We start from the raw sequence: 22348 nt of genomic DNA, 5'->3' as shown, positions 1-22348 counted from the left end.
CCGCCGCACAACACGTGCGGCGGGCCCCGGCTGGTTCAACTCGTCAGGCGGTCTTGGCCGGTTCGGCCGTGTCCGCCGGGGTGTCCGCGATGGCGGTGCTGCGCCGCTTCGACACGACGACCGCCACCACGATGATCAGGACCGCGACCAGCGAAATCCCCAGCCGCACGCCCAGCGAGGCGTCCGGGCCGACGGAGAACTGCACGATCGCGGGCGCGATCAGCACCGACACCAGGTTCATCACCTTGATGAGCGGGTTGATCGCCGGGCCTGCGGTGTCCTTGAACGGGTCACCGACCGTGTCACCGATCACAGTCGCGGCGTGCGCGTCCGAGCCCTTGCCGCCGTGGTTGCCGTCCTCGACGAGCTTCTTCGCGTTGTCCCACGCACCACCCGAGTTGGCGAGGAAGATCGCCATCAGGGTGCCGGTCGCGATCGCACCGGCCAGGTAGCCGGCGAGCGCACCGGTGCCGAGGCCGAAACCGACGGCGATCGGGGCGAACACGGCGAGCAGACCCGGCGTGGCCAGCTCCCGCAGCGAGTCACGGGTGACGATGTCGACGACCCGGCCGTACTCCGGCCGCGTGGTGCCCTCCATGATCCCGGCGATCTCGCGGAACTGGCGGCGCACCTCGTACACCACCGCGCCCGCGGCACGCGAAACCGCGTTGACGGCCAGGCCGGAGAACATGAACACGACGGCGGCGCCGATCATGACGCCGACCAGTGTGTTCGGGCTGACGATCGTGTCGATGAACGACTTCACGCCCGCGGTGGACATGCCGGACAGCGCCTTGCTGATCGAGTCCTGGTAGGAGCCGAACAGCGCGGTCGCCGCGAGCACGGCGGTCGCGATCGCGATGCCCTTGGTGATCGCCTTGGTGGTGTTGCCGACCGCGTCCAGCTCGGTCAGCGTCTGCGCGGCGGCCTCGTCCACGTCGCCGGACATCTCGGCGATGCCCTGCGCGTTGTCCGAGACCGGGCCGAAGGTGTCCATCGCGACGATGACGCCGACCGTGGTCAGCAGACCGGTACCGGCGAGCGCGACCGCGAACAGGGCGACCGCACCGCCGAGCAGGTAGGCGCCGAACACGGCGGCACCGATCACGATGGCCGTGTAGACGGCCGACTCGAAACCGACCGAGATGCCGGACAGGATCACCGTCGCCGCACCGGTCTCCGAGGTCTTGCCGACGTTCTTGACCGGGCCGTGCTCGGTGCCGGTGTAGTAGCCGGTGAGCTTGAGGATGATGCCGGCCAGAACGATGCCGATGATCACCGCGACGGTCGCGATGACCGCCGGGTTGCCCGCGTTGGTGAACTCCGCGCCGAAGCCGGAGAACGTCGTCGGCAGGAACACGAACGCCGCGATCGTGCACAGCACCGCGGAGATCACCGCGGAGATGTAGAACGAGCGGTTGATCGTCACCAGGCCGCTTTCGTTGGCGCGCGCCCTGGTGATGTAGACGCCGATGACCGCGGTGATCACGCCGATGGCGGGCACGATGAGCGGGAACAGCAGGCCCTTCGCGCCGAACGCGGTGCTGCCGAGGATCAGCGCGGCGACCAGCGTCACCGCGTAGGACTCGAACAGGTCCGCCGCCATACCGGCACAGTCACCGACGTTGTCACCGACGTTGTCGGCGATCGTCGCGGCGTTGCGCGGGTCGTCCTCGGGAATGTTCTGCTCGACCTTGCCGACCAGGTCGGCGCCGACGTCGGCGGCCTTGGTGAAGATACCGCCGCCGACACGCATGAACATCGCGATCAGCGCGGCACCGAAACCGAAGCCCTCCAGCACCTTCGGGGCCTGTCCCGCGTAGGACAGCACCACGATCGCTGCGCCGAAGAGGCCGAGGCCGACGGTGAACATGCCGACGACACCACCGGTGCGGAACGCGACGCGCATGGCGATTTCCCGGCCACCCTGCTCACGGGAGGCGGCCGCCACGCGCAGGTTCGCTCTCGTCGCCAGCCACATGCCGGTGTAGCCGATGACGAACGAGAAGACCGCGCCGACGAGGAAGAAGATCGAACGGCCGATCCGTTCGTTCCAGTCATCCGCCGGGAGCGCGAACAGCAGCAGGAACACCACCACGCCGAAGATCGACAGTGTGTTGCGCTGCCGGTTGAGATAAGCCGTCGCGCCTTCCTGCACCGCCTTGGCGATGTCCTGCATCTTGGCGGTGCCCTGGCCGGTGGCCAGCACCTCCCTGAGCAGAACGCCACCAATGGCGAGTGCGGCAAGGGCGACCACGGCGACCACGGCCACGATGCCGTAGTCACCCCCGGAAAGCTCGAGGCCCTCCGCGAGGAATTGCCGGGACATCCGTCCTCCTGGAAACGTGTCGCCTGGTGCCAGCGACGGCTTCGCTCCGACAGCCTTGCCGACGCTGGCATGGGATCTACACCACAAGTGGTGCCGGTTTGCCGGAGTGTATTGGTAAGGCGTGGCGGGCGGTCAGGGCGTCCCTTAACGATCACTCTCCGTGCATGTGAGTCTGCTCACGGTTCATGATCGGGAAGCGGTTTTTCATGCCTGTCGTACACCTGTGCGATCCTGGGGCCGTGGCGGGAAGCGAGCGTGCGAGCAGGCTGCTGCGGCGGGTCACGGCGGGCATTCCCGAGCGAGTCAACCCGGTGACGCACGTGGCGGAGCAGCCCGGCCGCACCGCGGATTTCGCGGACTGGCCGTCGTGGGCGGACGTGGATGTGGTCGCGGCGTTGCGGTCCCAAGGTGTGGAACGGCCGTGGACGCATCAGGCCGAGGCGGCGGCCCTCGCGTTCGAGGGCAGGCATGTGGTGATCTCCACGGGGACCTCGTCCGGTAAGTCACTTGCTTACCAGCTTCCCGTGCTGTCGAAGCTGACCGAGGACCCCCGAGCCTGTGCGTTGTACCTGTCGCCGACGAAGGCCCTCGGCGCGGACCAGCTTCGCGCGGTGTCCTCTTTGGACGTTGCAGGGGTGCGGGCGGCGTCCTACGACGGCGATACCCCGATGGCCGAGCGTGATTGGGTGCGCGCACATGCGCGGTGGGTGTTCACCAATCCGGACATGCTGCACCGGGGAATCCTGGCCTCGCACGCGCGGTGGGCGCGGCTGTTCCGGAAGCTGGCGTACGTCGTCGTGGACGAGTGCCACTCCTATCGCGGGGTGTTCGGTTCGCATGTGGCGTTGTTGTTGCGGCGGCTGCAGCGGGTCGCGCGGCATTACGGGTCCTCGCCGGTGTTCGTGCTGGCGTCGGCGACCACGGCGGAGCCCGCGGAGTTCGCGTCGAGGCTGACCGGGCAGGAGTGCGCGGCGGTGACGGAGGACGCCTCGCCCAGGGGCGGCCGGACGGTCGCGTTGTGGGAACCGCCGCTGCTGGAGGAGCTGTCGGGGGAGAACGGTGCCCCGGTGCGCCGCTCGGCGGGCGCCGAGGCGGGCCGGATCCTGGCGGAGCTGGTGGTGGAGGGTGCGCGCACGCTGGCGTTCGTGCGGTCGCGGCGGGGGGCGGAGCTGACGGCGCTCGGGGCGCGGCGCATTTTGAACGAGGTCGACGAGAAGCTGGCCGGGCAGGTCGCCGCGTACCGGGCGGGATTCCTGCCGGAGGAGCGGCGCGAGCTGGAGCGCGCGTTGCTGTCGGGCGAGTTGCTGGGCGTCGCGACGACGAACGCGCTGGAGCTGGGCGTGGACATCGCCGGGCTGGATGCGGTGGTGCTGGCGGGGTATCCGGGCACGCTCGCGTCGTTCTGGCAGCAGGCGGGGCGCGCCGGGCGGGCGGGCGATGACGCGCTGGTGGTGTTCGTGGCGCGTGATGATCCGTTGGACACGTATTTGGTGCACCACCCCGCGGCGATTCTGGAGCGGCCGGTGGAGACGGCGGTGCTGGACCCGGCGAACCCGTATGTGCTGGCGCCGCAGCTGGCGTGCGCGGCGGCGGAGTTGCCGCTGACGACGGGCGAGCTGGAGGTTTTCGGCGGTGCCGCGGCGCGGCAGGTGCTGGACTCGCTGGTCGCGGAGCGCATGCTGCGGCGGCGGCCGAGCGGGTGGTATTGGACGTCGCGGGACCGGCCGCAGTACGAGGTGGACATCCGCGGGTCGGGCGGTGAGCAGGTGGCGGTCGTGGAGGCGGACACGTCGCGCCTGCTGGGGACGGTGGACCCGGGCTCGGCGTGCGCGACGGTGCATCCGGGGGCGGTGTATCTGCACCAGGGTTCGTCGTACGTGGTGGACGAACTGGACCTGGAGGCGGGGATCGCGCTCGTGCACGCGGAAGATCCGGAGTGGACGACCTCGGCACGGGAGATGGCGGATATCGCCGTACTGGCCACCCACGAGCGCCTGGAGTACGGCGGGGTGACGGTGTGCGTCGGCGATGTCGCGGTGACGTCGCAGGTGGTCGGCTACCTGCGCCGCCGCCCCTCGGGGGAGATCCTGGACCAGGTGGCGCTGGACCTCCCGGCGCAGACGCTGGAAACACGCGCCGTCTGGTACACGATCACGGACGAACTGCTCAGCGGCGGTGGTGGTGCGGCCGGCGAGGGGGGCTCCCCGGCCGGCGCGGCTTCGGGCGAGGCGGGTGGCGCGGCGGTTGGCACGGGGGCGGAAGATGCGGCGCTCGGCGGTGGCGCGACGGTTGGCGCGGCTTCGGCAAGTGTGGGTGGCGCCGCGATGGGCGCGGGTTCGGGCGGTAGGGGCGGCGCGGCGGTTGGCGGTAGCGCGGCGGCCGGTGGGGGCGGCGCCGCGGTGGACGCGGCTTCGGGCGGTGCTGCTGCGCACGGCGGGGGCGCGGCGGTTGGCGCGGGTTCGGAAAGTGCGGGTGGCGCCGCGGTTGGTGCGGCTTCGGGCGGTGCTGCTGCGCACGGCGGGGGCGCGGCGACTGCAGGGGGCGCTTCAGGCGGTGGCGGCGCCACGGTTGGTGGCGCTTCCAATGGGAGCGGCGCTCCCGGCTGGGGCGGTGGCGTTTCCAGCGGTGTGAGCGCCTCGAGCGGCAGCGCAACGGTTGGCAGCGCTCCAGGCGGTGGCGCTTCCGGCGGTGGCGCCTCGTTTGGCGCGGCTCCGCTGGAGAGGGCGTCGGGCGGTGGGGACGCTTCCACCGGGGGCGGTGGCGCTGCGCACGATGAGGCTGCGTCCTGCGATAGCGGCGCGTCGAGCGGCAGTGCCGCCGTTGGTGTTGCTTCCAGCTGGGGCGGTAACGCCACAGCTGCTGCCGTTTCGAGCGGTGGCGCAGCGGGCGAAACCGTCTCCGCGAACGTCGGCGGAACGGGCGACGTGAGCGCCGCGTTGCCGTGTGCGGCGTTGGGCGATGTGGCCGCGATCGCCGCTGCTGCGGGCTGTGATAGCGCGAACGGTGTTGGAAATGGCAGGGCGCCGGGGGGCGCTGGGCTTGAGCCCGCGCGCATCCCCGGCGCCCTGCATGCCGCCGAGCACGCGGCGATCGGCCTGCTACCGCTGTTCGCTACGTGCGACCGCTGGGACATTGGCGGGGTGTCGACCGCGCTGCACGCTGACACCGGGGAGGCGACGGTGTTCGTGCACGACGGCTATCCCGGAGGCGCGGGATTCGCCGATCGCGGTTATGCCGCTCTGGTCCCTTGGCTGGCCGCTACGCGGGAGGCCATCGTCTCCTGCGAGTGCCCGGCGGGATGCCCGTCCTGTGTTCAGTCGCCGAAGTGCGGGAACGGCAACGATCCACTGGACAAGGCGGGGGCGGTGGCCGTACTGGATACCGTGCTCGGGGCGGTGCGTCATCACAGCAGCCGGCACGGCCACATTGTCGATCAAGCCGCGACAGAGGCCACGGCGAAGTTCTGAGTCCTGTCCACTCCATTCGCGGTCTGCTCGAGCGCGCGGACGAGCACCGAGTGCACGGCGCTGGCTTCGGGAAGCTGCCAGCCCCACACGTCGGGCTTGACGCGCCAGTGCACGACACCGTGCTGGAACGGGGTGGGCGGGAGCGGAATCCAGCTGCCCTCACCGTGCCAGCGCACATCGCCACTCACGGCCAGCCGCTCGGGAAGGCTGTCGGCCACGGTGCTCAGGAACAGCCAGCGGCCGTCCGGAGTCGCGACGATCGGGGCCGGGTGTCCGGTCGCCCGCAGCAGCCGCGCCGCACGCTTGCCGAGTTCGACGTCCACCTCGACGGCGTCCACAACCTTGCCGGTCGCGACGAGGAGGCTGTAGGGACGTTCGCCGGCCCACCAGCCCGCGACCTCGTTCGGGTGCGCGCCGATCCGGTCGGCCCAGTCCTCGTGCACCGGAACCGGTCCGGACCACTGCCCGCTACCGGAATCCGTCGCCGGAAACGTGCCGGGCAGCACCGGCCAACCGTGCCAGGCCAAACCGATCGCCTCGGCACGCAGCTCGATGCGGAACGCACCCCGCCAGCTATCCGACCAATCCGTGTCCAACATCCTCAACAACTCCTCGTTCGCTCCACCGGCCCGCGGTGGCTTCCGATTTCAATAAACGGCAACTTGCAGAGTGCCGGTAGTGGTCGGTCGACAACCGGCCGTTACGGAACGACGAGCGCATGCCGGACACAGCCCGGGCCGAACGCGTGTCGTCGATCACCGTGCGACGACGAGCAGCGGGCGCGCTCATCGCCCGATCGTGATCGCGTAGCTGACTTTTCTGTGGTCTACCAGCGGTTTATCGGTCGCCAGGTGGTCGCGGGCTATCCGGGGCGCGACCGTTCGGCGCGTGGGAGCGACCGTCCGTCCGTGATGCCGGGTCCCCGACCTGCGCTCGGTAGCCGCTCACCTCGCCACCGGACCTGCCCGGGCGTGCGCCGAGGCATCACCCAGCCCGCCGGGCACCGCGGCCGCCACCTCGACGAGGGCGTCCCACCCGTCGAGTCGGCAGCTGACCAGCCGCACCGACATCCGCTCGACGACCATTCCAGCGCGGGCGCAGGCGGCCTCGGTTCCCCGGTCCGCTGACCCCGCGGCGGCGAGTGCCGCGAGGTCGGCGGCGTCGGAGGCTCGGTGCCGGGTGACCACGACCGAACCGAGGGCGAACAGCGCGGCGGCGACGAGCAGCAGGGCCGCGACGGCACCGGTCGCCCATACCGTGGCGGAGCCGCGATCATCCCGGAGCATTCGCCACCCCCGCTTCGAGCACGGCGTAGGCACGGCCCAGCAGGTGGATGCCGGGGAGGAGACCGCCGACCGGTTCGGCGTGCACCTCGACCGACACCGCGCTGCCTTCGGTCGTGACGGCGAGCCGCGCACCGTTCGGCGCGATCTCCGCGACCGCCTGCTCGGCCAGTGCTCGCTGCCCTCGCGAGATCAGCTTCGCCGCTTCGCTTGCCGCGTCGGCACACCGCAGCTGACCGAACATCGCGGCGCCGCCCGCGAGCAGCAGACCGAACACCAGGGTCAGACCGCACAGGACGATGGCTGCTTCCACAGTGACCGCGCCGCGGTCGCCGTCGTCACGGATGAGCACGAGTGCATCCCAACGTTGTCACGACGGCCCGGTCAGTGCGCGCTGCACGATCGACAGCAGCATCCCCATCGTGCTGTCGCCGCTGAGGATGAGGTACAGCATCCCGGCGAAGGCCGCGGCCGCGACCGTGCCGATGGCGTACTCCGCGGTGCTCATGCCGTCGTCTTCGACGATCACGGTGCGGAACCAACGGCGCCACCACCTGGGTTTGCGGGCCGCCGCATGACGGCCGTTTGTCTGCCAGAACATGATCCTTTTCCTTTCCACGGTGTTTCAGAGCGACGTGAGCCGGCTGGCGAGGCCGAAGACGACCGGCACCACCCCCAGACAGAGGAAGGCGGGCAAGAAGCACAGAGCGAGCGGTGCTGCGATCAGGACGCCGGCACGCTGCGCCCGCGCCTCGGCGCTGTCGGCGATGGACGTCCGGAGCCTTCCTGCCAGTTCCTCCGCGACATCGGCCAGCGCGCTGCCGGAGCGGGCGGTCCGCCGGGCCGCCCTCGCCAGCTCGGCGGTACCTGGGCAGTCGCTCGCCGGTTTCCACGCCTCACCCGCGTCCGCTCCGAGCGCGAGCAGGGCCGCGGTGGCACGGAGCGCGTCGGCTTCCGGGCCTGGCAGACCTCCGGTGACGGCCTGAAGGGCGGTCGGTACCGGCAGCCCCGCACGTAGACATGCGGCGAGCAGGTCCCAGAGACCGGCGAGTTCCTCGGCCGGAGGGGCCCGGCGGCGATGTCCCGCGATCCCCGGCCGGGTCTGACTTGGGCCGGCAAGGCTCGGCCTGAGGCCGGCGAGGCGTGCGTGGGCGGCTGCCTGGCTGGGCAACATCAGGAGCGCGGCGGCCATGAGTACTGCGCTTGCGCTGGTCATCGGTGCGCCTCCAGCCGGGTCAGCCGGGCACTCCATGCGATGCCGGCCAGGATCAGTGCGCCACCGGTAACCAGGAGCAGTTGGCCCAGCGTGGTGCCGGTGAGCACGTGGAGCGGGTTGGCGCCGATGGCTTGGCCCAGCAGGATTCCGAGGGCGGGCAAAGTCGCCAGAACGGTCGCGCTGGCACGTGGGCCCGACATGTGTGCATCCGCGCGGGCAAGAAAGCGGCCTTCCGCGGCGATGTCGCGGCGAACCGCGTCCAGCAGTTCCGCCAGGGGCAGGCCGTGGCGGCGGCTCAACAGCCAGGCTTTCGCGAGGTGCCGGTGGACTGTCAGGTCGACGGACTGCCGCTTCGGCTTGGCGAGGCGCTCGTGCGGCGGGGGTTTGGCCTGATGACGTCCGCCATCGGTGAGCACGACGTCGTCGCCGTAGCGTGCGGCGGCCGCGAGCGATCGCATGGCGGCCGCGACGTCCGGTGGGGCGTCCACCGCGGCCGCCTCGGCCGCCGTGATCGGCGACGCACCACTACGCAGTTCGGCGACGAGTGTGCGAAGCGCTTCCGCCATGGCGTTCGCGGTGGCTATACGCGTCCTGGTGCGTTGTCTCGTTGTTCGTTGCCACCGCACTGCCGCTGCCATCAGTCCCACCGCGATCGCTCCCGCCGGCCCCAGGACCGGGATCAGCGGCAGCAACGCCAGAGCCGCGAACTTCTTGGCAGGCAGACGATTCGATGCGCTCCAGCGTCGGCGAGGCGGGAGCAGACGGGCGACTGGATCGGGCGGCACGGGCCAGATGAGCGCCGCCAGGGCGACGCAGAGCAATACCGATGTCAGCATGGCGGTCGCACCCCGCGCTGCTCCAGCAGTGCCGCGAGCAGGACGCGCCGTTTGGTCCAGGCGCCGCCTTGCCAAACAGGGAGCACCCGAACGTCACCGGAATCGGCGCGGCTGAGCACCCCGATTTCCGCGAGCTGCCGCCGCCCACCCGTTGTGCGCCGCATGTGCAGGACGACCTGCACGGCTGCGGCGAGCTGGCTGTGCAGGGCGTCTCGAGCCAGGCCGCCCAACGCAGCCAGTGCCTCAAGTCGCGCCGGCACCTCGGCCGGTGAATTCGCGTGGAGCGTGCAGGCGCCGCCGTCATGGCCGGTGTTCAACGCGGTCAGCAATTCGCACACCTCCCGCCCCCGGACCTCGCCGACTACGAGCCGGTCCGGCCGCATGCGCAGTGCCTGACGGACGAGGTCCCGAAGCGTCACCTCGCCCGCGCCCTCGACGTTGGGCGGCCGCGCGATCAAACGGACGAACTGTGGGTGCGCGGGCGAGAGCTCCCCCGCGTCCTCGACACTGACGATGCGTTCGCGGGGATCGACGGCACCGAGCATGGCGGCTAACAGGGTGCTCTTGCCCGCGCCGGTGCCGCCCGTCACCAGGAAGGCGAGGCGCGCCGCGACGATGGCGGAGACGAGTTCGGACGCCTCGCCGTCGAAAGTGCCGAGTGCGCGCAAGGCGGGAAGGTCGTGCACGGCGGGGCGCAGTACCCGGAGCGAGATGCACGTGCCGTCTGCCGCGATCGGCGGGAGAACGGCGTGAAGACGGACCCTGCCGTGGGCGCCTGCGCCTGGCAGCCAACCGTCCACATAGGGCTGCGCGTCGTCGAGTCTGCGCCCGGCCGCGAGCGCGAGCCGCTGAGCCAGCCGCCTGACCGCTTCGTGGTCGGGGAACCGGATTTCGGTGCGGCGTAGGCCTTCCGGGCCGTCGACCCATACCTCGTCGGGCGCGGTGACGAGTACATCGGTGGTGTCTTGTTCGGTGAGCAGCTCCTCGAGCGGCCCGACTCCGGTGAACTCGTGGCGAAGCACGCGTAATGCGTCGAGGACTTCGGCGTGGCCGACCGGGCCGCCCGCTTCCGCACGGATCGCGTCCGCCACGGCCTGCGGATCGGGCGCGGAACCGTTGTCCACCAGGCGAAGGCGGACTCTGTCGATCAGTTCGGGTGTCATAGAGTCTCCAAAGTGGACGGATTCCGGCCGGTTGAGGTGAGGGCAGCGCGGCGAGAATGGCGCCGAAAAACGTCTGTGCGCCAGGAGAGTGGGCGTTTGATTCAGGAGGCGACCGGCTCGGTAGCAGCGGTGGGGCGGAAGGCGGCGGCGCGGGTGGTCGTGGTCGTCGCAGTGCTGCGGCCGGCCGTGGCGATGCTCAGGGCCAGCCGAGCGGCGCGGGTGAGGTTGCTGCGGGGGCGCAGGAGTAGACCGGCATCGTCCACGGACTTCGGCAGGTGGCGGTCCGTGGTGATTGAGGTGAGCAGTGGCAGGCCCACGGCTGTTGCGATGTCTTGGGGGCTGATGGCGCCCGGCGAGGGGCCCCGCACGACGAGGCGCACGCGGTCTTCGTTGCCGGACAGGCGCGCGGCTACCTGCCTCGCGGCGGCGCAGGCGCGGACCTCGGCCGGGACCACCATCACGATCAGATCGGCGGCTTCGGTGACCGGCTCGACGTCCGACCCCAGGTGGCGCGGCAGATCGCAGACCACGACCTTGCCGGCGCGGCATCCGGCGTCCACAACGGACGCGAGTGCCGACGGGTCGGGAGCCGGTGCGGCCGGACCGCATGCCAGGAACGGCAGGCGCTTGCCTGCCCTCCGGTACTCCGGAAGGGCCTCGCTCAGGGCGGGCATCGAAATGCGGTCACCCTGCAGGCGCAGGTCCGGCCAGCGGGCACCGGTCTGGGTCTCGGCGCCCAGCAACAGATCCAGTCCACCACCCAGCGGATCACAGTCGAGAAGCAGAGCGCCTCGTGCGCCGTCGCACGCCGTCAATGCGAGTGCGGTCGCGAACACGGACGTGCCGGCACCGCCCCGCCCACCGACGACGCCGATGACTCCGCCGCCCGGCACACGTGGGCCCTCGACGACGTCGGCGAACGCACTCACCAGATCTGCCTCGCGGTCGGGAATCGGGACCACGCGCTCGATCCCGAGGTCGAAGACGCGCTGCCAGATGGCCGCTTCGGGCATGCCCTTGGTGACCAGCAGCAGCCCGGCACGTGGGGGCGGCTCACGGTCCAGTGATAGTTCGTCGAGAACGATCAGCGGCGCTCGGGACCAGTCGGCGCGGGCGGACACGATGTCCGGTGCGCGGTGCAGCTCGCATCCGGCCGCGGCGGCCAGGCGCAGGACCTCGTCGAGCAGAGTCTCGTCGGTTATGACCACGAGCGGGCGTTCAGGCGCCATTTTCGACCCCCAGGAATGGCGATGGTGGATTTGGGCTGAGACCACCGTGGGCTGGAGGGGGTGTGGCGGGCAATGAGGAGATTGGGAAGCTGTGGATAAGTGGGGTGATGTGGATAAGTCTGTGGAGAGCCGGGCTGCTGCTGGTGCGGGGCGAGGCGGCGACGGCGCCGGGCGAGCCGGGCGTGGGGCGAGAAGGCGAGCCGGTGCAGTGCGGGGAGGCTGGGCCGCACGGGGCGAGGGACAGCTCGGGCGAGGGAAGACGAGGCGGTTGTGGCGTGGAAGGCCGGGCTTACGCGGGAAGAGGGCGGCTCCGAGGCGGGAGAAAGCAAGGCCTGCCAGGCGTGAAGGCCGAACCCCGCACGGGGAGAAGGACAGCCTGAGTGGGGGAAGACGAGGTTACCAAGGCGTGAAAGGCCGAGCCCCGCGGAAAAAGGGGCAGCTCCGAGGTGAGAGGGAAGACGAGACCGCCAAGGCGCGGAAAGTCGAGCCCCACGCGGCAAAGGGGCAGCTCCGGGGCGGAAAGCGAGGCAGTCAGGACGTGGGCGACCCGTCCGCGGCAACCGAGAAGGGCAGCCTGGGTGGGGAAGGCAAGGCCGCCAAGGCGCGGAAGGCCGAGCCCCGCACCGGAAGAGGGACAGCCCGGGCGGGGGACGACAACGCCGCCGAAGGCACGGAAAGCCGAGCCCCCGCACGGGGAGAAAGACAGCCTGAGTGGGGAAGACGAGGCCACCGAAAGCGCGGGAAACGAGCCCCGCACGGCAAAGAGGGAGCTCCGAGGCGGGAGAAGACGAGGGTCAGGACGCGGACGACCCGTCCGCGGCAACAGAGAAGACGAGCCCGCGCGACGGAGAAGGGCGGCCCCCGTCAAGGGGGAGGACGGGGGCCGCCGTGGGTTCAGTCCCTGGGGGTCGGACTGAACCTGGCCGGTGCAATACCGGCTCTTTCCATTTAACCCCGCGTTCAGGCTCCGTCCGCAGTTACGTCACCCACAATTCGATAACGTCACAATTGTTCGCGCACTCATCGCGGTCGCGGATTTTCCTCCGGCGAATCGCGGCGGTGGTCGCCTCACCTCCCTTGCGCGGGTGACCTCCTATCCTGAAGGCGTGGCAGAACCGATCAGCTCGCCGCCGAGCACGAGCGTCGCCCCGCGCGTCGCGGCCTTTTTCGACCTCGACAAGACGATCATCGCGTCGTCCAGCGCACTCGCGTTCAGCAAGCCGCTGCTGCGCCAGGGGCTGATCAGCAGACGTGCCGCCCTGAAGAGCGCTTACGCGCAGCTGGTCTTCTCGCTCTCCGGCGCCGACGAGGACCGCACCGAGCGGATGCGGGCCGAGATCTCCGCGTTGTGCGCGGGCTGGGACGTCGCGCAGGTCCGCGCGATCGTGAACGAGACCCTGCACGACATCGTCGACCCGCTCGTCTACGCCGAGGCCGCCGAGTTGATCGCCTCCCACAAGGAAAAGGGTCACGACGTCATCGTGCTCTCGGCCGCAGGCGAGGAGGTCGTCAAGCCCATCGCGACCATGGTCGGCGCCACCCGCAGCGTCGCGACCCGAATGGAGATCGTCGACGGCCGCTACTCGGGGCAGGTCGAGTTCTACTGCTACGGCGAGCACAAAGCCGTTGCCGCCAAGCAACTCGCCGCCGAATACGGCTACGACCTCGCCCAGTGCTACGCCTACACCGACTCCAGCACCGACGTGCCGATGCTCGAAGTGGTCGGCAACGCGTTCGCGGTCAACCCCGACCGGGCCCTGCGCCGCATCGCGAACGAGCGCGAGTGGACGATCCTGTCCTTCGACAACCCGGTTTCGTTGCGGAGCCGGATCCCCGCACCGTCACCGGCCACTGTGGCCGTTGGCGTCGGGATCGGCGCGATGGCCGCGGCCGGTGTGACCTGGTACGGACTGGCCCGGCGCAAGCGCGACAGCTGACCAGCGTAGTCGCTGAACGTAGGCCTCATCACCGGATCGAGTCTCTGTACCGGTGCACCCGTTCGACCCCTTGAAGTGACGGCCGTCACTAGGTACAAAGTGAGTGCGGACGTCTTGTCGGCCAGGGACTGGGCGAAGATAAGCCCAGAGCCACCCCGAAAGATCTCCGTGCGCGGACTCCAGGCACCCACGCGCAGCGCGCCGCGGGAGGCTTGTCGTCAAAGGGACTGCGTACCGGGACGCCGGACGCCGAGTACCCGTTCATACGACACGAGTTGCAGCTTGGTCACCTGAGCGGTCCGCGCACGTTCGGGGGGTGGTTCCCCAGTGCGGCGTCCACACCGCCGCCTCAAGCATCGGACGCCGCATTGGGGAGCCCGTTCGAAGTGGCGCCGAAAGGAGTAGGCCAAACGATCGAAGCGGACGTTGACCTCGATCCGGACGAGTGAGTAGCTTCCCGATACCGGCCGGTCCTGGTGGAAATGTTTCCACCTCCGCCCGGAATCGAGGGGAGGCCGTCCGTGTCCCGGAGGAACCATGCGCTCGCCTTCGCCGGCCTGCTCATCGCGACCGGGCTCGCCGTCGTGACACCGGCCGACGCCGCGCACGGGGACTGGGTGGAGCGCACGCTGCGCGCAATGACGCTGGAAGAGAAGGTCGGCCAGCTCTTCGTCGCCGATGTGTGGGGCAAGGACGCGAACCAGCCCGATCCCGGGAACCAGACGAAATACGGGGTGCCCACGGCCGCGCAGGTCGTCGAGCGCTACCACCCCGGCGGCGTCATCTACTTCAACAACTCCGGCACCGACAACGTCGACGATCCCGCGCAGGTCGCCCGCCTGTCCGACGGCCTGCAGCGGGCCGCGCTGGCCTCCGGGGCGCGGTTGCCGCTCATCGTGTCCACCGACCAGGAGGGCGGCCGCGTCACGCGCATCGCCGCACCCGCCACCGAATACCCGTCGAGCATGGCGATCGGCGCCGGCCGCAGCGCCGAGGACGCACGCGAGCTCGCCGCGATCAATGGCCGTGAGCTGCGGGCCATGGGCATCAACCAGGACTTCGCCCCGGACGCCGACGTCAACTCCAACCCGCTCAACCCGATCATCGGTTCGCGGTCGTTCTCGGCCGATCCGGCGCTCGCGAGCAGCCTGGTCGCCGCCGAGGTAGACGGCTACCAGAACTCGGGCCCAGCGACGGAAACCGTGTCCTCGGCGGCCAAGCATTTCCCTGGGCACGGCGACGCGGCGACCGACAGCCACACCGGGCTGCCCGTCATCGACCGCACCGAAGGGCAGTGGCGCCAGATCGACCTGCCGCCGTTCCAGGCCGCGATCAAGGCGGGTACCGACGTGATCATGACGGCGCACATCACCGTGCCCAGTCTCGATCCCTCCGGTGAACCGGCCACGCTGTCCAAGCCGATCATCACCGGCATCCTGCGCGACGAGCTGCACTACGACGGGGTCGTGGTGACCGATTCGCTGCAGATGGCCGGCGTCCGGCAACTGCATCCGGACGCCGAAATCCCGGTACTGGCGCTGGAAGCGGGTGTCGACCAGATGCTGATGCCGCCGGACCTCGGTGTCGCCGTCACCGGTGTGCTCGACGCGGTGAAGAGCGGCCGGCTCACCGAGCAGCGCATCGACCAGAGCGTGCGGCGCATCCTGGCGCTCAAGCAGAAGCGAGGCATCCTCGCGCAACCGTTCACGGGCACGCCGGTCGTCGGCACACCGGAGCATCTCGCCCGGATCCAGGCCATCACCGATCGCACCACGACCGTGCTGCGCAACGACGCCAAGCTGCTGCCGCTGGCCGATCCGGGCAAGGTCCTGGTCACCGGGTGGAACAACCCGGCCTATCCCGGCTATCCGGCAGAACCGGTCGCGGCGCTGGCCAAGGATCTCAACGGCACCGCCGCCTCGACCGGCGCGAGCCCGACCGCGGCCCAGATCGACGAGGCGGTCGCGGCCGCGAAAGGCGCCGACACAGTGGTGGTGCTGACCAACGGCCTTCGCACGTCGCAGCCCCAGCGTGACCTCGTCAGGGCCCTGACGAACACCGGAAAACGCCTGATCGCGGTGTCGGTTCAGGAGCCCTACGACCCGGGCTACGCGGACGTGCCGACATGGGTGGTGACCTATGACTGGCGGGACGTGACGATGCGGTCGCTGGCGAAGGTGCTGCTCGGCCGGATCTCGCCACAGGGCAAGCTGCCCGTCACGATTCCCGGCGCCTACGAGTTCGGCACCGGCCTGACATGGTGAACCGGCGCGGCTTCCTGACCGCGGGCGCGCTCGCAACACCCCTGCTCGCGACGGCGTCGGGACTCGAGGCGCGGGCTGCGCAGCCCGTGCTGCCGGGCGCCGATCAGCTCGCCGCGCAGGGCTGGCGCAGGCTGGCCGGGCGCAAGGTCGGGGTGCTGTCCAACCCGACCGGGGTGCTCGCGAACCTCGACCACATCGTGGATTCCATGGTGGCGGCGGGCGTGCGCCCGGTCGCGGCGTTCGGACCGGAACACGGGTTCCGGGGCAGCGCGCAGGCAGGCGGTTCCGAAGGCGACTACGCCGATCCCCGCACCGGCATTCCGGTCTACGACGCCTACGGCGCCACAGTCGACCGCCTCGCCGGGATGTTCGCCAAGGCCGGGGTGGACACGATCGTTTTCGACATCGCCGACGTGGGCGCGCGTTTCTACACCTACATCTGGTCGATGTACACGGCGATGGCCGCGGCGGCACGGACGCACACCTCGTTCGTGGTGCTCGACCGGCCGAATCCCGTCGGCGGCAACGCTTCCGGTCCGATGCTCGACCCGGCGTTCGCCTCCGGGGTCGGGCTGAAGCCGATCGTCCAGCAACACGGCATGACGGTCGGCGAGCTGGCGCGGTTCTTCGCCGGCGAGTTCGCCCTCGATGTCGACCTCGACGTGATCCGCGTCCGGGGGTGGCGGCGCGACATGTTCTTCGCGGACACCGGTTTGAAGTGGACGCCACCGAGCCCGAACATGCCCACACCGGACACCGCACTCGTCTATCCCGGCCTCGGCATGTTCGAGGGCACAGTGTTCTCCGAGGGGCGCGGCACGACGCGTCCGTTCGAGATCGTCGGCGCCCCCGGCGTGGACTGGCGCTGGCGGGACGCGCTCGACGTGCCCGGTGCCGAGTTCCGCGAGGCCTACTTCGTGCCCACGTTCGGCAAATTCGTGAACCAGACATGCGGCGGGGCGCAGCTGACCGTCACCGATCCGCGGATCTTCGACCCGGTTTCCGCGGCCGTGACGATGTTCGTGACCGCGAAACGGCTGTATCCGGGCGTGTTCGGCTGGCGGCCCGACCTCGCGATCGACAAGCTGTCCGGTTCCGCGCGGCTGCGCACGATGATCGACGCCGGGGCGGACGTTCCCGAGATCGTCGGCTCGTGGCAGGCCGGACTGGCCGGGTTCGTCGCGCGCCGGCGGCCGTACTTGCTGTACTGGTGAGGTCAGGATGCGGGTCACAGCTACTGGTCGCGCTCGTGCTCACGATCGCGGCCGCGCCGGGAGCGAGCACCATCGCCGAGCACCAGTGGACCGGCCGGTTCGACCGGCCGCAGCAGGATTTCGCCTCCGCCGCAGTGCGCGAGGGTGATCCCGCGGACGTCGGCCTCGACGCCGCGCCGATTCGCGCGGCGGAACGGTTTCTCGACGAGTGCGCCCGCAACGCCGCGGACCATCCACGTTTTTCCGGTGCGGTGGGGCTGCTGGCGCACGACGGCGTGATCGTCGCCCGGTACGCGACGGGCCAGGCGCTGCGGTACGCCGACACGGCAGGCACCGAGCTGCCGGCCGGCCGGCAGGTGCCGATGCGGGTGGACACGATCTTCGACATGGCCTCGATCACGAAGCTGTTCACTTCGATTGCCGTGCTTCAGCTGGTGGAGCGCGGGCAGGTCGATCTGGACGCGTCCGTGGCCCGGTACCTGCCGGAGTTCGGAAAGCCCGACGTGACCGTGAAGCAGTTGCTCACGCACACCTCCGGGCTGGCGGCCGACCCGCAACCCCCGCTGTGGCAGGGCTATCCGGACGTTCCGTCGCGTCGCGCCGCCGTGCTGGACAGTCCCCTGGTGAACCGGCCGGGCAGCACGTATGTCTACTCCGACATCAACCTGATGGCGCTGGGATTCCTGGTCGAGCGGGTCGCGGGCGAGCCGCTCGATGCCGTGGTGCGGGACCGGATCACCGCGCCGCTCGGCATGACCGACACGGGTTTCAACCCGTCTGCGGCGAAGCTCGACCGGATCGCGGCCACCGAGTACCAGGCCGATCCGCCGCGCGGTCTCGTCCGGGGGCAGGTCCACGACGAAAACGCCTGGGCGCTCGGCGGCGTTTCCGGGCATGCGGGCATTTTCTCGACGGCGCACGACATGGCCGTGCTGGGCCAGACGGTTCTCAACCGTGGCAGCTACCGGGACGCGCGGATCCTGCGGCCGGAGACGGTGCGGCGAATGCTCACCGACCACAACGAGGCCTTCCCCGGCGAGGCTCACGGACTCGGCTTCGAGCTGAACCGGAAGTTCTACATGGGCGCACTGTCCTCGCCGGTCACTGCAGGGCACACCGGGTTCACCGGCACGTCGCTGGTGATCGATCCGCGGTCACGGTCGATCGCTGTGCTGCTGACCAACCGGGTGCATCCCACGCGGAACTGGGGCTCGACCAATGACGCGCGGGAGACCTGGGCGAGCGCGCTGGCGAAGTCCATGGCGACGCGGCCCGCGCGCGGGCCGGAGGCGTAATCGCCGCCGAGACGGTCGCTTCCAGCCCCGACACAGCGGCTGGTGTTTATCACCCACATGGGTGGTCTTGGCGATCGCTCTTGGTGGCGGATGACGGCACAAATACCGGCGGCCGGACAGGTGATTCTCGGCCGGCGCCACCCGACCGACGCGAATTACACGGGACGCGGAGTGGCCGTCGACGCCATTTGGATCACGCTTCGTAACGACGTTTTGGTCGACGCTGAGCACAAGCCGCGATTACCCACAGCGACGAATTGGTCCTTATGGGCAGGTTGACGACGCCAAATTTTCCACAACGAGACGTCATAGCAATCGGCCCGATGGCTCTATATCACCGGGGCGGATTCGAGAACACCAACGATCGTCGGTCGTTTCGGGAACCGCACTAAGTTGCCAAGTCGTTAACAAGTAGACGTTAACGACTTTGACCTGGTTGGCGACTTTCTGGGCAACTGAGTCAACGCAGCTCGGACGTGCAGGGGCGCACGAGTTGCGATCATCCCGAAGGATGTGGGTAGCCTTGTCACAAATGCCTACGGTTAGTAACTTTCCCACGGCAGCGGACGACGTATCCGTCGCGACCGCCGTGCCGGAAGGCGCCGTTCACGCTGCTCGCGAGTCCGAAACGAGCCCGCTCGTCCGCATCAGGTCGTTACTCCCTGGATTGGCCCGTGCGGAACAGCGAGTAGCCAAAGTCGTCCTCGAGGACCCGTCCGCGGTCGCTCGGCGGAGCATCACCGAGGTCGCCCTCGCGGCCAACACGAGCGAGACCACTGTCACCCGATTTTGCAAGGCAGTCGGCGTCGGTGGTTACCCTCAGCTACGCATCGCTCTCGCCGCGGACACCGCGCGGACCGAGGCCCGTTCGACCCGCAATCTCGGTGGCGAGATCGGCGTGGACGACGACCTCGCCGCCGTGGTCGGCAAGGTGAGTTTCGCCGACGCGCGCGCCGTCGAGGAGACCGCCGACCAGCTCGACGTGCCGACCCTGGAACGCGTCATCGAACTGCTCTCGGAGGCGGGGCGCATCGACGTCTACGGAGTCGGTGCCAGCGCGTTCGTGGCGGCCGACCTGCAGCAGAAGCTGCACCGCATCGGCCGGATCTGCTTCGCCTGGTCGGACACGCACATCATGCTCACCTCGGCCGCGGTTCTCGGCCGTGGCGACGTCGCGATCGGCGTGTCCCACACCGGCGCCACCACCGACACGGTCGAGGCGCTGCGCGTGGCCCGCGAGCACGGCGCGACGACCGTGTCGCTGACCAACTTCCCGCGCTCGCCGATCACCGAGGTGTCCGACTACGTGCTCACCACGGCGGCCCGCGAGACCACGTTCCGCTCCGGCGCGACCGCGAGCCGGATCGCGCAGCTCACGGTGATCGACTGCCTGTTCATCGGGGTGGCGCAGCGGCACATGGACACCGCGTCGCAGGCACTGGACGCGACGCGCGAGGCGGTCGGCAGCCACCGGCTCGGCGTCCGCCCTGACGGCAGGCGGCGGCCGCGGGAGACCGGTAAATGAGCCGATCCGGGTGTCTGGCGATGACACAGAAATGAGGCGCGTGATGACGGTGCCGAGTCAGGTCGTGCACGTCGACTCCCCGACGGAGCAACGAAATCCCCGTACCACCGAGATCGACCGGATGCCGACGATCGGGGTACTGCGCCTGATCAACTCGGAAGACCGCCGGGTGCCGGAGGCCGTCGGCGAGGTGCTGCCGCAGCTCGCCGACGCCGTCGATCTCGCCGTGGAGGCGCTGCGTTCGGGTCATCGGGTGCATTACGTCGGCGCGGGCACCTCGGGGCGGCTGGCCGTCCTCGACGCCGCCGAACTCGTGCCCACGTACAACGTGCCGCCCGACTGGTTCGTCCCGCATCACGCCGGTGGCGACAAGGCCCTGCGGGACGCCGTGGAGAACGCCGAGGACGACGCGACGGGTGGCGCCGCGGAGCTGTCGGCCGCGGTCGAGCCGGGCGATTTCGTGCTCGGTCTGACCGCGTCCGGCCGCACGCCCTACGTGCTCGGCGGGCTGGCCGCGGCGAATCGCCGTGGCGCGCGCACCGCCCTCGTTTCCGGCAATCCGCGGGCAGTGCGGCCCACCGGGGTGGACGTGTTGATCGCCGTCGACACCGGTCCGGAGGTGATCGCCGGCTCGACGCGGATGAAGGCGGGCACGGCGCAGAAGACCATCCTCACCGCGTTCTCCACCGCGACGATGATCAAGCTCGGGCGCACGTACTCGAACCTGATGGTCAGCATGAAGGCCACGAACGCGAAGTTGCGTGGCCGGACGCTGCGGATCCTGCGCGAGGCGACCGGCGCGCCCGAACAGGACTGTGTGGAAGCGCTTTCCCAGGCCGACGGCGACCTGAAGATCGCGCTGATGCACCTGTTGTGCGGGGTGGACGCGAACACCGCGGCCTCGATGCTCGACGCGAGCGGCGGGCACGTGCGCGACGCTCTCCACGCCTGCACGGCCTGCACCGCCTGAAACGACGGGAGAAGGCATTCGGCCGGCGGGGGCGGCCGAATGCCTTCCAGGCGGTGAAGCCTCAGCCCGCGGATTCGGCGATTCCGCGGGCTTCCTTGGCGCCGCGTTCGAGTGCGTCGCAGTGAAAAAGCAGCCACTCGCGCACGCCATCGGGTTCGCCGCTCGCGAAGCCTTCCGCCGCCTCCCGGTAGCGCGCCACACGGCGCAGGCACGCGACCTCCGGGACGGTCAGCGATTTCGGGTCCGTGCCCGTCGCGATCATCGTCAGCCGTGCCGCCGCGCGCGCCACCACGCCGTCCGCGCTGCCGAAAGGCCGCAGTGCCAACAGTTCTCCATGTACGACGGCGGTCAGCAACGGACCCGGCACCGACGTCGCGCCGGTCACCAGCTGCGTCAGCAACTCCAGCCGCGCGCCCGCCCCGGAAACCGGCCTGCCCAGCAGGTCCTGATCCTCGACCAGATCACTCGCCGCCAGAACGTGCATGCGCGCCAACGCTTGCCGCGGCGCGCGCCGCCAGGTCGGCAGGAGTGACTCCATCGACTCGGCCACCCGCAGCGCACCCGCCAGCACGGGATCGGTGACCGCGGCGTCGGCCGGGATTTCCGGGTCGGCACCGTCGATGGCCGCCGAGGCACGGGCGGCGCGCACCGACGCCTCGGCCGCCGTCGCCGAACCCCCACGCAGGTTCGCCGGATGCCGGTGCACGCCGAACACCGCGTCCTGCGCGGTTTTCACCGCCGCGGCGACGCCTTCGAGCTCCAGCAACGGAGCGAGTGGATCGGTCACGCGTCCAGCACCTGCCCTTCGTGCCGCACCACAGGTGGCAGCTTCGACCACGCGAAGTTGATCCACCTGTCGGTGCGCCGCCACACGTACTCGCATTTGACCTCGGAGTGCGGCTTCTCGTAGACGACCGCGCAGCGCACCTCGGAGACGTGGTCCGCGCAGAAGTCCCTTACCAGCTTCAGCGTCGCACCAGTGTCCGCGACGTCGTCGGCCACCAGCACCTTCGCCCCCGTCAGATCGACCGCGTTGGGCACCGGGGGCAGCATCACCGGCAGGTCCAGCCGTTCGTCGACGCCCGTGTAGAACTCGACGTTCATCACGTGCAGGTTCTTGACGTCCAGCGCGTATCCGAGAGCACCGGCGACGAAAAGCCCACCTCGCGCGATGGAGAGGATCAGATCCGGTTCGTAACCGCTTTCCGCGATCTGCCCGGCCAGTTCCCTGCTCGCCGAACCGAACAGCTCCCAGGTGAGCTCTTCCCGCTCAGCCATGCACTCCTCCTTACCGCCGAGTAGACCGAGCATATCTTCCCTGGTCAGAGTCAACGTTTGCTGCGGTCTTCCGCCGCGGGTACTAACGTCGCTACCGTGCTTGCGGCGTAAGCCGTGATACGAAACTCAGGAGGCCGTGCACCATGACTGAGCAGTCCCCAGCGCTGGACAATCTGCTCACCGAGAACCGGACTTTTCCGCCTGGCGACGCGTTTGCCGCCGCGGCCAATGCCACGGCTGAGTGGTATGAGAAGGCGGATGCGGACCGGGATGCGTTCTGGGCTGAGCAGGCGGAGCGGTTGCACTGGGACACGAGGTGGTCTCGGGTGCTGGATTGGTCGG

Annotated in this window: 19 protein-coding genes; 8 read left to right on the top strand and 11 right to left on the bottom strand. The window is 69.9% G+C overall.

The genetic code is table 11. From position 1 onward, the window contains the following. Nucleotides 1–43: 43 nt before the first annotated feature. Nucleotides 44–2329: a sodium-translocating pyrophosphatase gene (locus tag HFP15_RS40350; protein ID WP_168523582.1), complete on the bottom strand. Its 2286-nt coding sequence runs from the start codon at nt 2327–2329 to the stop codon at nt 44–46. Between the two features lie 239 nt (nt 2330–2568). Here HFP15_RS40350 and HFP15_RS43260 point away from each other — a divergent pair, with 239 nt between their 5' ends. Further along, on the top strand, nt 2569–5796 hold the full coding sequence (locus HFP15_RS43260) for a DNA 3'-5' helicase SftH (protein ID WP_312871988.1): 3228 nt from the start codon (nt 2569–2571) through the stop codon (nt 5794–5796). Here the strand turns inward: HFP15_RS43260 and HFP15_RS40340 are convergent. From HFP15_RS40340 to ssd, 8 genes are all read right to left on the bottom strand, one after another. Then, nucleotides 5763–6395 (bottom strand): bifunctional DNA primase/polymerase, encoded by a 633-nt coding sequence (locus tag HFP15_RS40340; RefSeq protein ID WP_168523580.1) that lies wholly within the window; start codon nt 6393–6395, stop codon nt 5763–5765. The genes HFP15_RS43260 and HFP15_RS40340 overlap by 34 nt on opposite strands. A 345-nt stretch (nt 6396–6740) precedes the next feature. Beyond that, on the bottom strand, nt 6741–7082 hold the full coding sequence (locus tag HFP15_RS40335) for an Rv3654c family TadE-like protein (protein ID WP_168523578.1): 342 nt from the start codon (nt 7080–7082) through the stop codon (nt 6741–6743). After that, the gene (locus HFP15_RS40330; RefSeq protein WP_168523576.1) at nt 7069–7431 is read right to left on the bottom strand and encodes a TadE family type IV pilus minor pilin; all 363 of its coding nucleotides are present in this window, start codon (nt 7429–7431) and stop codon (nt 7069–7071) included. Before HFP15_RS40330 ends, HFP15_RS40335 begins: the two co-directional genes overlap by 14 nt. 18 nt (nt 7432–7449) lie before the next feature. After that, the gene (locus HFP15_RS40325; protein WP_168523574.1) at nt 7450–7680 is read right to left on the bottom strand and encodes a DUF4244 domain-containing protein; all 231 of its coding nucleotides are present in this window, start codon (nt 7678–7680) and stop codon (nt 7450–7452) included. Between the two features lie 24 nt (nt 7681–7704). Then, nucleotides 7705–8295 (bottom strand): type II secretion system F family protein, encoded by a 591-nt coding sequence (locus HFP15_RS40320; protein WP_168523572.1) that lies wholly within the window; start codon nt 8293–8295, stop codon nt 7705–7707. Further along, nucleotides 8292–9131 (bottom strand): type II secretion system F family protein, encoded by an 840-nt coding sequence (locus tag HFP15_RS40315; protein ID WP_168523570.1) that lies wholly within the window; start codon nt 9129–9131, stop codon nt 8292–8294. The genes HFP15_RS40320 and HFP15_RS40315 overlap by 4 nt, the downstream gene beginning before the upstream one ends. Beyond that, entirely contained in the window at nt 9125–10294 is a 1170-nt protein-coding gene (locus tag HFP15_RS40310) for a TadA family conjugal transfer-associated ATPase (protein WP_168523568.1), read from the bottom strand. The genes HFP15_RS40315 and HFP15_RS40310 overlap by 7 nt, the downstream gene beginning before the upstream one ends. Before the next feature lie 101 nt (nt 10295–10395). Continuing rightward, nucleotides 10396–11523 (bottom strand): septum site-determining protein Ssd, encoded by a 1128-nt coding sequence (gene ssd, locus HFP15_RS40305; protein WP_168523566.1) that lies wholly within the window; start codon nt 11521–11523, stop codon nt 10396–10398. 1106 nt (nt 11524–12629) lie between these two features. On the opposite strand from ssd, the gene HFP15_RS40300 reads away from it, so the two are divergent. From HFP15_RS40300 to murQ, 6 genes are all read left to right on the top strand, one after another. Further along, complete coding sequence (locus tag HFP15_RS40300; protein ID WP_168523564.1) at nt 12630–13460, top strand: HAD family hydrolase; 831 nt, start codon at nt 12630–12632, stop codon at nt 13458–13460. Between the two features lie 482 nt (nt 13461–13942). Further along, nucleotides 13943–15724, top strand: a complete 1782-nt coding sequence (locus HFP15_RS40295) for a glycoside hydrolase family 3 protein (protein WP_168523562.1) — start codon at nt 13943–13945, stop codon at nt 15722–15724. Beyond that, nucleotides 15718–16938, top strand: a complete 1221-nt coding sequence (locus HFP15_RS40290) for an exo-beta-N-acetylmuramidase NamZ family protein (RefSeq protein WP_168523560.1) — start codon at nt 15718–15720, stop codon at nt 16936–16938. The genes HFP15_RS40295 and HFP15_RS40290 overlap by 7 nt, the downstream gene beginning before the upstream one ends. Continuing rightward, entirely contained in the window at nt 16935–18233 is a 1299-nt protein-coding gene (locus tag HFP15_RS40285) for a serine hydrolase domain-containing protein (protein WP_168523558.1), read from the top strand. Before HFP15_RS40290 ends, HFP15_RS40285 begins: the two co-directional genes overlap by 4 nt. 532 nt (nt 18234–18765) lie before the next feature. Continuing rightward, complete coding sequence (locus HFP15_RS40280) at nt 18766–19758, top strand: MurR/RpiR family transcriptional regulator (RefSeq protein ID WP_210718512.1); 993 nt, start codon at nt 18766–18768, stop codon at nt 19756–19758. Nucleotides 19759–19798: 40 nt separating this feature from the next. Next, nucleotides 19799–20728, top strand: a complete 930-nt coding sequence (murQ, locus tag HFP15_RS40275) for an N-acetylmuramic acid 6-phosphate etherase (RefSeq protein WP_312871989.1) — start codon at nt 19799–19801, stop codon at nt 20726–20728. Nucleotides 20729–20789: 61 nt separating this feature from the next. Here murQ and HFP15_RS40270 read toward each other — a convergent pair whose 3' ends face one another. Together HFP15_RS40270 and HFP15_RS40265 are read right to left on the bottom strand one after the other, a co-directional pair. Continuing rightward, a complete protein-coding gene (locus HFP15_RS40270; RefSeq protein WP_168523554.1) occupies nt 20790–21515 on the bottom strand; it encodes a Fic family protein in 726 nt (241 codons plus the stop codon). Continuing rightward, nucleotides 21512–22006: a phosphoribosyltransferase gene (locus tag HFP15_RS40265; protein WP_168523552.1), complete on the bottom strand. Its 495-nt coding sequence runs from the start codon at nt 22004–22006 to the stop codon at nt 21512–21514. Before HFP15_RS40265 ends, HFP15_RS40270 begins: the two co-directional genes overlap by 4 nt. Before the next feature lie 143 nt (nt 22007–22149). On the opposite strand from HFP15_RS40265, the gene HFP15_RS40260 reads away from it, so the two are divergent. Then, nucleotides 22150–22348 (top strand): acetyl-coenzyme A synthetase N-terminal domain-containing protein (locus HFP15_RS40260; protein WP_281355770.1); only part of this gene is annotated, 199 nt, incomplete at its 3' end.

Source organism: Amycolatopsis acididurans (assembly GCF_012328925.1).
GTDB classification, from domain to species: domain Bacteria; phylum Actinomycetota; class Actinomycetes; order Mycobacteriales; family Pseudonocardiaceae; genus Amycolatopsis_E; species Amycolatopsis_E acididurans.
The sequence above is the reverse complement of the archived record's forward strand: the minus strand, read 5'-3'. Positions and strand labels throughout refer to the sequence as shown.

Bases quoted from the DNA above. Each gene is read 5' to 3' on its own strand.
- HFP15_RS40350 (WP_168523582.1), bottom strand. From the start codon at position 2,329: ATGTCCCGGCAATTCCTCGCGGAGGGCCTCGAGCTTTCCGGGGGTGAC.
- HFP15_RS40340 (WP_168523580.1), bottom strand. From the start codon at position 6,395: ATGTTGGACACGGATTGGTCGGATAGCTGGCGGGGTGCGTTCCGCATC.
- HFP15_RS40335 (WP_168523578.1), bottom strand. From the start codon at position 7,082: ATGCTCCGGGATGATCGCGGCTCCGCCACGGTATGGGCGACCGGTGCC.
- HFP15_RS40325 (WP_168523574.1), bottom strand. From the start codon at position 7,680: ATGTTCTGGCAGACAAACGGCCGTCATGCGGCGGCCCGCAAACCCAGG.
- HFP15_RS40320 (WP_168523572.1), bottom strand. From the start codon at position 8,295: ATGACCAGCGCAAGCGCAGTACTCATGGCCGCCGCGCTCCTGATGTTG.
- HFP15_RS40315 (WP_168523570.1), bottom strand. From the start codon at position 9,131: ATGCTGACATCGGTATTGCTCTGCGTCGCCCTGGCGGCGCTCATCTGG.
- HFP15_RS40310 (WP_168523568.1), bottom strand. From the start codon at position 10,294: ATGACACCCGAACTGATCGACAGAGTCCGCCTTCGCCTGGTGGACAAC.
- ssd (WP_168523566.1), bottom strand. From the start codon at position 11,523: ATGGCGCCTGAACGCCCGCTCGTGGTCATAACCGACGAGACTCTGCTC.
- HFP15_RS40295 (WP_168523562.1), top strand. From the start codon at position 13,943: ATGTTTCCACCTCCGCCCGGAATCGAGGGGAGGCCGTCCGTGTCCCGG.
- HFP15_RS40290 (WP_168523560.1), top strand. From the start codon at position 15,718: ATGGTGAACCGGCGCGGCTTCCTGACCGCGGGCGCGCTCGCAACACCC.
- HFP15_RS40280 (WP_210718512.1), top strand. From the start codon at position 18,766: ATGCCTACGGTTAGTAACTTTCCCACGGCAGCGGACGACGTATCCGTC.
- HFP15_RS40265 (WP_168523552.1), bottom strand. From the start codon at position 22,006: ATGGCTGAGCGGGAAGAGCTCACCTGGGAGCTGTTCGGTTCGGCGAGC.